This window comes from Amycolatopsis sp. WAC 01416 (genome assembly GCF_003947485.1).
GTDB lineage: Bacteria > Actinomycetota > Actinomycetes > Mycobacteriales > Pseudonocardiaceae > Amycolatopsis.
The window spans coordinates 703453-714925 of record NZ_QHHX01000003.1 but is presented as its reverse complement, the minus strand read 5'-3'; the positions used below and the strand labels follow the sequence as shown (position 1 = coordinate 714925).

Sequence of the window (11473 nt, the reverse complement as noted above, 5' to 3'; positions counted from 1 at the left end):
CGATGTCCTCCCTCGTCACCCCCGCAGACCTGCACTCCGCCGCCAAGCGGATCCGGCACTCCGTGCACCGCACGCCCTTGCTCGGCCCGTTCGGCGACCTGTGGCTCAAGCCGGAGCACCTGCAGCGGACCGGTTCGTTCAAGGTACGCGGCGCGCTCAACGCGGTCGCCCGGCTCACCACGAGCCACGTCCTCGCCCAGTCGTCCGGCAACCACGGGCGGGCCGTGGCCTACGCGGCGGCACGGCACGGGCTGCGGGCCACGGTCGTCCTGCCCGCCACCGCGCCCGCGTTGAAGGTGGACGCGGTCCGCGCGCTCGGCGCGCATGTCGTGATCGTGCCGCCCGCGCTGCGCGAGCGGGCCACGGCCGAGCTGGCGGCGCGGACCGGCGCCACCGTCGTCGGTTCCGCCGACTTCGACGTGATCGCCGGGCACGGCACGGTCGGCGCCGAGATCGTGGCGGATCTGCCCGAGGTGCGCACCGTCCTGGTGCCGGTGTGCAACGGCGGCCTGCTCGCCGGGGTCGCCGCGGCGGTGAAGGCGGTCTCCCCCGGCACCCGGGTCGTCGGCGTCGAGCCGGCGCTGGCCGGGGACGCGGCGGAGTCGCTGCGGCTGCGGAAACTGGTGCGGTGGCCGGTGGAGCGGACCTACCGCACGATCGCGGACGGGCTGCGCGCACCGGTGCTCGGCGAGCTCGCGTGGCGCCACATCAGGGTGCTCGTGGACGACATCGTCACCGTCGACGAGGACACCATCGTCGCCGCGCAGGAGTACCTGTCCGGCCGGTTCGGTGTGCTCGCCGAGCCGAGCGGTGCGGTGGCGACCGCCGCCCACCTGACCGGGCAGTGGCAGGGCACGACCGTGGCGATCGTGTCCGGCGGCAATGTCGCGGCACCGGCTCCGGTGGCCCGGGGAGAGCGGGTGTCCGTTGAGCACGGGTGACTTGAGCGGAGTGCTCGCGACGATCGGCGACACCCCGCTGGTCGCGCTGGAGCGGGTCGTGCCGATCGCGGACGTCCAGGTGTTCGCGAAGATGGAGAAGTTCAATCCGGGCGGCAGTGTCAAGGACCGCACCGCGCTGCACATGCTGCGCGGCAAGATCCAGGCCGGGGAGCTGGTACCCGGCCGGTCGGTGGTGGTGGAGTCGACCTCCGGCAACCTCGGTGTCGGCCTCGCCCAGCTGTGCGCCTACTTCGGGCTCGAGCTGATCTGCGTGGTCGACACCCGTACGACCACGCAGTCCGTCGCGCTGTTGCGGGCCTACGGCGCGGCGGTGGAAGTCGTGTCCGCGCCGGGCGGCGACCTGCTCGGTGCGCGGATCGCGCGGGTGCGGGAACTGGTGGCGGAGCTGCCGGACGCGTTCTGGCCCAACCAATACGAGAACCCGCTCAACGCGGCAGCGCACGAGCAGACGATGGCCGAGATCGTCACCGCGCTGGACGGGCGAGTCGACTACCTGTTCTGCTCGGTCGGCACCGGCGGCACGCTGCGCGGCTGCGCCGACCACATCCGCGACCACGGCCTGGCCACGAAACTGGTCGCGGTCGACGCGGCGGGCAGCGCCATCTTCCACACCCCGACCGAGGATCGGCTGATCCCTGGGCACGGTGCCGGGTGGCGGCCGCCCCTGGTCGGCTCGGTCGAGGCCGCCGGTGCGATCAGCGAAATCGTCCACGTGACCGACCTGGAATGCGTACGTGCCTGCCGTCTGCTGGTGGCGCGTGAAGCGATCCTGGCCGGCGGGTCGTCCGGCGCGACCGTGGCCGCGCTCGGCAAGCTGCGCCACCGCATCCCGGCCGGTTCGCGGTGTGTGCTCGTCTTCCCCGACGACGGCAACCGCTACCTCGACACCATCTACTCGGATTCCTGGGTGCTCGAGCACTTCGGCGAAGTTCCCGAGGTCACGACCCGGCCGTTGACCGCCGCCCGGTAAGGAGAAACCTTGCGCCACCTCATTTCCCTCGACGATCTCACCGACGAGGAACTGCGTTCCATCGTCGCGCGGGCGACGACCCTGGCCGGCGACCCGCGGCAAGCGGGCGCGCCGCTGTCCGGTGAAGTCGTCGGCATCTACTTCAGCAAGACCTCCACGCGCACCCGCACGGCGTTCTCGTCGGGCGCGCTGCGGCTCGGCGCGCGCATCGTCTCCTACGGGCCGGGCGATCTGCAGATCAACACCGGGGAGACCATCGCGGACACGGGCCGGGTGCTGTCCACCATGCTCGACGCGCTCGTGGTGCGCACCGCGGGCGATCCGGCGGAACTGCGGGCCATGGCCGACCAGAAGCGGATGTCGGTGGTCAACGCCATGACCGCGGACGAACACCCCACCCAGGCGCTCGCGGATCTCACCACGATGGCCCGCCGGTTCGGGCGCGTCGACGGGCTGCGGGTGCTGTACCTCGGCGAGGGCAACAACTCCGCGGCCGCGCTCGCGTTGGCGCTCACCCGGTTCCCCGGCACCGAACTGCAGCTGCGCACCCCGCCCGGCTACGGCCTCGATCCCGAAGTGCTGGCGCGTGCGCGGTCACACGCCGCGCGCCACCGGTCGTCCATTGTGGAGCGTCACGACATGGACGACCTGCCCGTGTCCGACGTCGTGTACACCACGCGGTGGGAGACGACGGGGACGACCAAACCGGACCCTGACTGGCGCGAGGTTTTCGCGCCGTTCCAGGTGACCCGGGCGTTGTGGCGGGGCAGCCCGGACGCGGTGTTCATGCACGACCTGCCCGCGCACCGCGGCGAGGAGGTCACCGCGGAAGTGCTGGACGGCCGGGACAGCATCGCGTTCGCCCAGGCGGAGAACAAGATGTACAGCGCGATGGCGGCACTGGAATGGTGCCGCGGCAAGGAATCGGCATGAGCGAGCAGTGGTACGACCAGGCGGACACGGGACTGGCGGGCGCGGGCCGGGTGACCGTGCTGTCGCGCGCGGACGTCCGGCGATGCCTCGCGACCATCGACCCGGTCGAGATCGTGCGGCGGACGCTGGCCGACCACGACCGCGGTGAGAGCCTGCTTCCCGCGGAGGCGTACCTGCGGTGGGAGAACTCGCAGGGCGCGTACACCCGGTCGATCGGCATGCCCGGCGCGGTGGGGCCGCACCACGGGATGAAGATCATCAACGCCAGCGTGTCCAATCCGGCGGCGGGCCTGGAGCGCGCGGGCGGGCTGGGCCTGTGCTTCGACGCCGAGACCGCCCGGGTCACGTCGATCATGGAAGCGGGCCTGCTGAGCGCCGTGCGCACGGCGGCGGTGAGCGCGGTCGGTGTCGACGTCACGGGTTTCGCCGACGCCGGTTCGCTCGCGATCGTGGGGTGCGGAGCGCAGGGGCGGATGCACGCGGCGCTGTTGACCCGCAGGTTGCCTTCCCTGCGCGCCGTGTCGCTGCACGACCGCGATCCGGCCGTCGCACACCGCCTCGCGGACCTGCTCTCCCGCGACGGCCTCGAAGTGACCGTGTACGACAAGGCCCGCGACGCGGTCGCCGCCGGCGAGATCGCGGTCTTCACCACCACCGCCGACGAGGGTTACGTGACCCCCGACTGGGCGCGCCCCGGCGCGCTGCTGGTCAACGTGTCACTGGGCGATCTCGCGGACGAGACGTTCCTCGACGCCGCGGCGCTGTACGTGGACGACCTCGACCTGGTGGCGGACAACCCCCGCCGCCCCCTCGGCCGCCTGATGCGCGACGGACTGGTCACCCGCCCGTCGGACGGCACGGCGAAACCCATCGACGCCACCTTGGGCGGGCTGCTCACCGGCCGGTACCCCAGCCGTGGCACCACCCGGCCGCACGTCGTGCTCAACCCGTTCGGCATGGGCGTGCTGGACGTGGCGCTCTACGGCGCTATCGCCTCGCAAGCCCGTCACTTGGGCTTCGGATCGCTCGTCGATCTCGGCTGATGCCCCGGTCCGGCGTTTTCGAACAACCTCGATCAAGATCACCGCACAAGATCACTAGGCGGCTCCGCGCCTTGCCGATAATGTTTGCCGTGGCCAGTTGATTGGCTGACGGAAAATCACTCACGCGGGGCAAGGTCGTGCTCTTCTGGCGCGGAAGTAACCCAGAAGGCCGGCTGCCCTATCGAACTCGAAAGAAGGCCCGGCGCGATTCGCCGCGGCGTTCGAGCCGAACGACGAGAAGAGATCACCAGTGAAGAAATGGACGACACGGGTCACGACCGGCCTGCTGGTCGCGGGAATGGCACTCGCCGTGCAGAGCGCGCCGGCGATGGCCGAGGAAGAGGCGGACTCCACCACGACCGAGGTCGCACTGACCGACGTGACCACGGAGGGCATCGACGCTTCCGCCGACTGCGGCGGATGGCGGGGCGGTTTGGCCGGCTACGGCGGCTGGAAGGTGGACAAGGCGGGCTGCGGCTACATCAGCCCGGCTTCGAAGAAGAACCCGCAGCACCGCCGCTACACGTGGAAGCTCCCGCCTGGCAGCAACAGCAGGATCTGTGTTCAGGCGGAGGGCCACTACTGGAGCACCAAGAAGAACAAGAGCGTCAAGACCTGGAAGACGGCAGGCTGCGGAACCGGCGGCACCGTTGTCGTGCGCTGGTCGGGCCCGCCTAAGAAGGGCGGCGGCTACCTCGGCCTCGCTTCGACCCCCAGGGTGCGGGCGAAGATCCAGCCGGGCTTCGGCGGCGCCGCGTACAGCTGGAAGTGAGCCGGCTCGCGCCGGCCTGACCGGCGAACACCACGGATCCGGGACACCGCCACTCCCCCTCGATGGCGCCCCGGATCCGTGGTGCGGCGGCCTAGCGCAGGCCGATCTCGGTGAGCAGGGCCCGCGCCTTCCGGCCGTGATCGTCGGCCGTTCCGGTGTCGCCGGTGACGGCCGCGCCGCGTTCGATCCCCTTGTGCGCCCGCGCTTGTTCGTAGCGGTCGCCCAGTTTTTCGGCCACCACAAGCGCGTCCCGGTGCCTGGCGATCGAGCCGTCGGCGTCACCCCGGTCGCCGAGTGCGACCCCGATGCCGTTGAGCGCTTTGATCTCGAACTCGCCCAAGCTGTTCCGGCGCGCGAGGTCCAGTGCCTCGGTCAGGTGCGCCAGAGCGTCGTCGTGCTCACCCAGCCGCGCGAGCAGCACTCCGATGTGGAGCAACGCCTCGGTCTCCGGGAACGGGTAACCGAACTCGCGTGCGGTGACGAGCGCCCGCCGGAAGTGGTCGAGTGCCTCGGCGAAGTGCCCCTGCTGCTCGTGCACCGTGCCGAGGTTGCCGTAGGTCAGGCATTCCCCGACCCGGTCCCCGACCTCCAGCATGATCGCCAGTGCCTCGTCCAGATACGTCGCCGCCTTGTCCCAGTCGCCGACGCGCATCGCGCTGTTCCCGAGGTTGCCCAGCGCGCGGCTCTCGCTGGTGCGGTTGCCGGTCGCCCGGTGCACGAGCAACGCCTGCCGGTAACAGTCCTCGGCCGCCGCGAAGTCGCTGAGCCGGTCGAACGCGTTGCCGAGGTTGTTCAGTGCCCGCGCCCAGCTCGCCCGGTCACCACCGGCGTCGTACCGCGTGAGCGCCTGCTTGAACTGGTCGATGCTCTCCTGATAGCGGTTGGAACGCAGATAGACCGCACCGAGGCTCATCCGCGCACTCGCCTGGACCAGCGGGTCGGCGGCGAGGACCGCGATGCCGTGCACGATCTCCGCGTCGGCGAAGTGCAGCGCGTTGTACAGATACCGGTTCAGGATCGGCGACATCGTGGCCGCGTCCTCGCGTCTGCCCTGCTCTTCGGCCAGCGCGGTGATGCCTACCAGGTTGTGCCGCTCGGCATCGAGCCACTCCGTCGCCGCCGCGACGTCGCCGAAGTCCGGCGGCGGAACGTCCGAAGTGGACACTTCGGGCCGGCGGTCGCGTTCGTGCGGGGCATAGCGGTCCATGGCGCGGGAGGCGGTGTGCCGGTAGTAGTCGAACAACCGGCCGAGTGCGGTCTGCCGCGCGGAGGCGGCGTCCACGTCCCGCGCCAGCCCCGCCGCGTAGAGGCGGACCACGTCGTGCAGGCCGAATCGATCCCGGACGGACCGCTGCACCAGGCTCCCGGCGACCAGTTCACCCAGAAGTGCCTCCGCCGTGCGCAGGTCCACCCCGGCGAGCGCGGCCGCCGCGCGCGTGTCGACGTCGCGGCCGGGATGGATCGCGAGGAGGCGCAGCAGCAGCGCGGCCTCGGCAGGCAGGTCCGCATAGGAGAGGCTGATGGCGTTCTCCAGCTCGTCCTCGACCCGCAGGCTGCCCCGGCGTTCCGCGAGCCGGGCGGCGTGGTCGCGCAACGTCCAGTCGCGCCGGTTCCGGATGCGGCCGGCCACCACCGTCAACGCGAGCGGCAGATGACCGACCAGCTCGGCGATCCTCGTAGCGGCCTCGGTGTCCTCGGCGATCTCGGCCGCGCCGACCAGCCTGCGCAGCACATCGAGTGACTCGGTCCCCTGAAACGCCTCCAGGTGCACGATCCGCGCACCGGCCAAGCCGGTCAGGCGCCGTCTGCTGGTGATCAGCACGACGCCGCCCGGCGAGTCCGGCAGCAGCGGGCGCACCTGGTCGGCGTCCGCCGCGTTGTCCAGCACCACGACCGGACGCCGGTCCGCGAGCAGCTGCCGGTACGTCGTCAGCCTGCCCGCGGGACCGAGGCGGTGGATCTCCCCGCCCGGCACCCCGAGCCGCCGGAGGAACTCGTCCAGCACCGCGAGTGGGTCGGCGGGCGCGCGGTCGGCGTCGTAGCCACGCAGGTCCGCCCACAACCGGACCGCGGCGCCGTCCCGGTGCGCCAGCCGGTGCGCGGCACGGACGGCGAGACTGGTCTTGCCGACACCGGCCATACCGTCGATCACCACCACCGGCGACCACCGCTCGCCGTCCTCGGTGATCGCGGCCAGCTCGGCGTGCCTGCCGACGAACTCCGTGCTGTCGGCGGGCAGCTCACCCGCCACGGTCACCCACGACGAGTCGGCGGTGAGCCCGGCGATCACCTGGCACACCTGCCGCCACCGCACCACCACCGCTTCGTCGGCGGTGAGCGCACGCACGATGTCCGCGACAAGATCCGCGTCCATTCGCCGTCTGCCCGGCTGCAGGCAGCGGTAGACCGTGTTGAACACCGGCAGATCGGGGTTCCCCGCCGTCCGCCGCCCCCGCACGACCCGCCGGTGCAGCTCCCGGTAGGACACGCCGCTCCAGCCGCGCAGCGTGTTCAGCCGGGCCGCCAGTTCGTCGAACGACCCGGCGCCCATCGGCTCCGGCGTCCGGTCGGGATCCATGATCGAAAAGAGTAGTCCGTTCGGCCGATCGAAAAGGTCCGGACAGGAGAAATCGCCGGCCACGGTCGTGTCGTCCATCCAGTCACGCGTGTCGTCCGCCGGATCACGCGTGTCGTCCGTTCGATCACGTGACTTCGCCGCGGTTGATCCCCCACCGAGGTACATGAAGGCCCCCTTCATGTACCTCGGCAGGGCTAGAGCCCCTTCGGCCCACCAGTCGCCGGATCTCGTCTAAGGTCGGTCAGCATTCGGTCCGGGAGTCACCGCCGGGCGGATCGGTTCGACGTGTCCAGGGGGTTCCCGTGACGGAGGAACAGCCGCCGAGCCCGGTCGGAGCTCGGTCGTATGACGAGCTCTCCCAGCGGCTGCGGCAGGCGTTGGCCTGGGCGGGGTTGACCCACCGGGAACTGCACCGGCGGGTGCGGCGCTTGCGCACGGCTCGGGGGACGGTCGACCTGCCCGCCTACAACACCGTGTACCGCTGCCTGCTGCCGGGACGCAAGCGACTGGACGTCGAACTGGTCGTCGACATCGCGGCCGTGCTGCTCGGCATGGACGTCGCGGCGGAATGGCGGCAGGCGCACCGGGTGATCACCGGACACGCCACCGAGGCGGCCGTGATCAGCGTGGCCGATCACCTGCCCGCCGGGGTCGGCGGGTTCGTCGGCAGGCAGGCGCACCTGCGCCAGGTGCTGGAAGTCGAGCCGGACGACGCCGGTGTGTGGGCGATCTCCGGAATGGCCGGGGTCGGCAAGACCCGGTTCGCGAGCGAGGTCGCGCGGCTGCTGGCCGAGCGGGGCCGGTTCGCCGACGTGCGGCTGGTGGTGAATCTCCGCGGCTTCGACGCGGATCGGCCCGCCGCGGACCCGGCCGCGGTGCTCGAAGGTTTTCTGCGGCGGCTCGGGGCGTCCGGTAGCGAGATCGGCTGCCTCACCCTCGCCGACCGGAGCGCGCTGTTCCGCCGGCTGCTGGACGGACGGCGCGCGCTGATCCTGCTGGACAACGCGGCGTCCGTCGACCAGGTACTGCCGTTGCTGCCCGCCGTTCCGACCTGCCTGGTGCTGGTCACCAGCAGGCGCCGCCTCGTCGGGCTGGAGGAGGCGCGGCATGTGGCGCTCGACGTGTTCACGCCGGAAGAGTCGGTCGAGTTGCTCCGCGACGGGATCGGCGACGAACGCGTCGACGCGGAGCAGGGCGAAGCGGCCGACATCATCGAACTGGTCGGCCGGTTACCGCTGGCCCTCGCACTGGTGACCCGCCGGTTGGCCGCCTCGGACGAGTGGACGATGGCCGACCACCGGGACCGCCTCGCCGATCTGCGGACCATGCTGCGGCTGGACGACGGGGTCGAAGTCGCGTTGCGCACGTCGTACGACGAGCTGGCCGAACCGGACCGGGTAGTGCTCGGCTTGCTCGCCGCCTATCCAGGTCGAGATGTCGACGACCACGCGGCCGCGGCGTTGGCGGGCGTCGAGATCGACGTCGTGCGTCGACAACTCGACGATCTGGTGGCGGCCAATATGATCACGTCCCGCGCGTCCCGGTTCGAACTGCACGACCTGGTCCGGGTGTTCGCCGAGAAACGCGTCCGGGAGAACGTCCAAGCCCGGGTGCGCCGGGCCGCGGCGGTCCGGCTGCTCGACTTCCAGCTGGCCACCGCCCGTGCCGCGCTCGTCACCTGCTTCCCCCATGAGGCTGAACGGTGGGAGGACCTGCCTACCCCCGCGGCGCGGGCTCTCGGGTTCGACGGGGCGGACGAGGCGATGGCATGGCTGGACGCCGAGCGGGTCAACCTCGTCGTCGCATCCGGCTGGGCGCTGAGCGAAGGGCGTGACGAGCACGTGACTCGGCTCGCGTGCGTGATGACGAGCTACTTCGAGGCCCGTGTTCACGTGAGTGACGCACTCGCCTTGTTCGGCAACGCCGCCCGGGTCGCGTCCGGTGTCACCCGAGGGCACGTTCTGAACGGGCTGGCCATGACCCATTGGCAGCGGGGGAACACCGCCGAGGCACTCGTCGTCCTGGAGGATGCGATCAGAGAGTTCTCCGCCGCCGGTGAATCCGATTACGTCGTCAACCTGTCGGGGAACGTAGGCCTGTTGCTGACCAGCCTCGGTGACTATCGCGCCGCGTTGCCTTGTTTCCGGCAGGCCATGGAGTTCGCCGTCGCGAGGAACAACGAGTCGTTCCGGGCACGGCAGTTGTGCAATATCGGCCTCGCCGAGATGCGGCTGGGGAATTATCCCGCCGCCGTCGAAGCTTTGTCCCAGGCCCTCGACGTGACCAGGGCGAGCGGTGACCACCTCTGCGAATGCCGGACGCTCGACGGTCTCGGCACCACGTTCTGGCGGATGGGAAAGGACACCGACGCAGGGGCCTGGTACGAACAGGCGCTCGCCGTGGCGAGGCAGACCCACAACCGGGCCGACGAGGGCAAGGTGCTCAACCATCTCGGTGTCCTGCTCGTCGCGGCAGGACGGTTCGACGAGGCGTTGGCGCATCACCGGCAGGCCATCGATCTGGCCAAGGAGATCGGCAGCAGGGAAGGACTCCTGGCCGCGAGCAATGACATGGCGGCGACCCTGCTCGCCACCGGGCGGGCGGCCGACGCCGTGCGTTGCCTGCGGGAGTCGATCGAGTCGGCGACCGCGGCGGACAGCCGCTACGAACTGGCCAGAGCCCAAAGTGGACTCGGCGACGCACTGTTCGCCGCCGGTGATCCGGTCACCGCGCGGAAACACTGGCAGACCGCGCACGCCGCGTACACCGAGATGGATGTGCCGGAGGCCTTCGAGGTCCACGAGCGTCTCGTGTCGGGCGCGACGAAGGCATCGTAGGACTGTGCCGGGTATCCGAAGATCACTCGGCCTTCTTCGCGAAAAGGGGCCCCTTCGAAACGATCAGCCCGATCCCGAAGCCCAGCACCGTGATCCCGAAGAAGCAGAGCAGCAGGCCGCCGATCTTCGCCTCGGTGTCCGTGTCCGGGCTGCGCGCCGAGTTCGAGGAACCGGCGATGACAGAATCTGGATCGGCGATCGCATCGATCCCTGTGACGAACAGAGCTGCCGCGCCAAGGATCAGGATGATTCCGCGGATGACGCGCCCGGCGCTACGGCGCGGCGGATCGGCCTGTCGGCCGTGGTCAGTGGCGTTGGACTCCGACATGGCCCGCAAGATATCAGGGGCCGCCCGGTGAAGCCGATTACGGCTGGCCGGCCGCTCAGCCCTCGGGGTGGCGACACCCGGGAACGAAGCGCTCGCCGTCGAAGACCATCTCGAGTGGCGGACATCGCGTGGCGGGCCGCCAGCCGGCGCGAAAGGCGTCACGAATGGCGCGGCGGACCTGCGTCTGCGTAGGCAGGAAAGCATGATGGTAGGGGTCGAGAACCAGAACCTGGCCGTCGGTGCCGTCCTCCTTGACGCGGATCACGCGCGTTGTTCTTTCCCAGTCGGCATCGAGGTGCCAGAGGAACGACTGGCCGTCGCGAAGCGAGACTCGACGAGTGTCCTTCTTCGGCCAGGACATCGTGATCACTCCTCGGATGCCCCGATGGGGGCAGCGCCATCGATGATCGCATCGTACGAGACCGGGTCGAGCTTTCCAGCCCGCACCGTACGCAGGAGGACGTATGCGTCTCTCCACTCGGATGCGGATTGTGGTGGCGCGAGTTCGACTCCGGCTATCCCGCCGGTTGCAGCGAACTCCGCCATGAGGGCGGCCATCAGATCAGCTGCCTCCCGCGTCGTCTCGGACGCGTTCAAGGGACCATCGAGACTGAGCCCGAGTACGAAGGCCCCTTCTTCCGTAACGGTGACGATGGCACCGTAATACCCGATTGCTCGTAGGTACAGAGAGAAGGCACGTTCGGCTGCGTCATCCCGACGTAGCTCCGCCAGCGCGTCAGCGTCACCATGAGCGGGGTCATACGAGACAAAAGTCCGAACGAACGCCGGGAATCTCGGGTCACCCGGCCGCTCGACGTCGACGTAGCGATCGATGAAGCGCGACAACGAGCCGTCCCGGTCGCCGGGCTCCACCCACACATAGACATCGAATACCGGAGACACACCAGATGCTACCGCGCCGCCTGGCCAGAGCACGCTCATCGGCACGACAGGACGCGACCCTCGGCCTGGCAGAGCGCGACCAGCGGCATGAGCGGACGTACGAAGGTTCGACAGCGCGGCGCGACACTACGGAGTGCCGGGTGCGTG

The 11473-nt window shown here is 70.3% G+C and carries 10 protein-coding genes; 6 read left to right on the top strand and 4 right to left on the bottom strand.

All coding sequences use genetic code 11. From position 1 onward, the window contains the following. Nucleotides 1-2 precede the first annotated feature (2 nt). The 5 genes from DL990_RS13170 to DL990_RS13150 all read left to right on the top strand — a co-directional run bounded on the left by DL990_RS13170 (nucleotide 3) and on the right by DL990_RS13150 (nucleotide 4680). A complete protein-coding gene (locus tag DL990_RS13170) occupies nucleotides 3-941 on the top strand; it encodes a threonine/serine dehydratase (RefSeq protein ID WP_125781287.1) in 939 nt (312 codons plus the stop codon). After that, complete coding sequence (gene sbnA, locus DL990_RS13165; RefSeq protein WP_233598665.1) at nucleotides 928-1932, top strand: 2,3-diaminopropionate biosynthesis protein SbnA; 1005 nt, start codon at nucleotides 928-930, stop codon at nucleotides 1930-1932. Before DL990_RS13170 ends, sbnA begins: the two co-directional genes overlap by 14 nt. A 9-nt stretch (nucleotides 1933-1941) precedes the next feature. Then, a complete protein-coding gene (locus tag DL990_RS13160; RefSeq protein WP_125781289.1) occupies nucleotides 1942-2865 on the top strand; it encodes an ornithine carbamoyltransferase in 924 nt (307 codons plus the stop codon). Next, nucleotides 2862-3908 carry an ornithine cyclodeaminase family protein gene (locus tag DL990_RS13155; RefSeq protein WP_125798815.1) on the top strand — a complete coding sequence of 349 codons (1047 nt, stop codon included), beginning with the start codon at nucleotides 2862-2864 and terminating at the stop codon, nucleotides 3906-3908. The genes DL990_RS13160 and DL990_RS13155 overlap by 4 nt, the downstream gene beginning before the upstream one ends. A 250-nt stretch (nucleotides 3909-4158) precedes the next feature. After that, a complete protein-coding gene (locus DL990_RS13150; protein WP_125781293.1) occupies nucleotides 4159-4680 on the top strand; it encodes a hypothetical protein in 522 nt (173 codons plus the stop codon). Nucleotides 4681-4771: 91 nt separating this feature from the next. Here DL990_RS13150 and DL990_RS13145 read toward each other — a convergent pair whose 3' ends face one another. Then, nucleotides 4772-7258: a tetratricopeptide repeat protein gene (locus DL990_RS13145; protein WP_158632606.1), complete on the bottom strand. Its 2487-nt coding sequence runs from the start codon at nucleotides 7256-7258 to the stop codon at nucleotides 4772-4774. Nucleotides 7259-7560: 302 nt separating this feature from the next. Between DL990_RS13145 and DL990_RS13140 the strand changes: the two genes are divergently transcribed. After that, nucleotides 7561-10095, top strand: a complete 2535-nt coding sequence (locus DL990_RS13140) for a tetratricopeptide repeat protein (protein WP_125798813.1) — start codon at nucleotides 7561-7563, stop codon at nucleotides 10093-10095. A gap of 22 nt (nucleotides 10096-10117) precedes the next feature. Here DL990_RS13140 and DL990_RS13135 read toward each other — a convergent pair whose 3' ends face one another. Genes DL990_RS13135 through DL990_RS13125 form a run of 3 tightly spaced genes read right to left on the bottom strand, consistent with a single transcriptional unit; the run spans nucleotide 10118 to nucleotide 11365 of the window. Beyond that, complete coding sequence (locus tag DL990_RS13135) at nucleotides 10118-10423, bottom strand: hypothetical protein (protein ID WP_125781298.1); 306 nt, start codon at nucleotides 10421-10423, stop codon at nucleotides 10118-10120. 55 nt (nucleotides 10424-10478) lie between these two features. Continuing rightward, the gene (locus DL990_RS13130; protein ID WP_125798812.1) at nucleotides 10479-10784 is read right to left on the bottom strand and encodes a hypothetical protein; all 306 of its coding nucleotides are present in this window, start codon (nucleotides 10782-10784) and stop codon (nucleotides 10479-10481) included. Between the two features lie 5 nt (nucleotides 10785-10789). After that, nucleotides 10790-11365: a hypothetical protein gene (locus DL990_RS13125; protein ID WP_125798811.1), complete on the bottom strand. Its 576-nt coding sequence runs from the start codon at nucleotides 11363-11365 to the stop codon at nucleotides 10790-10792. Nucleotides 11366-11473: the final 108 nt, after the last annotated feature.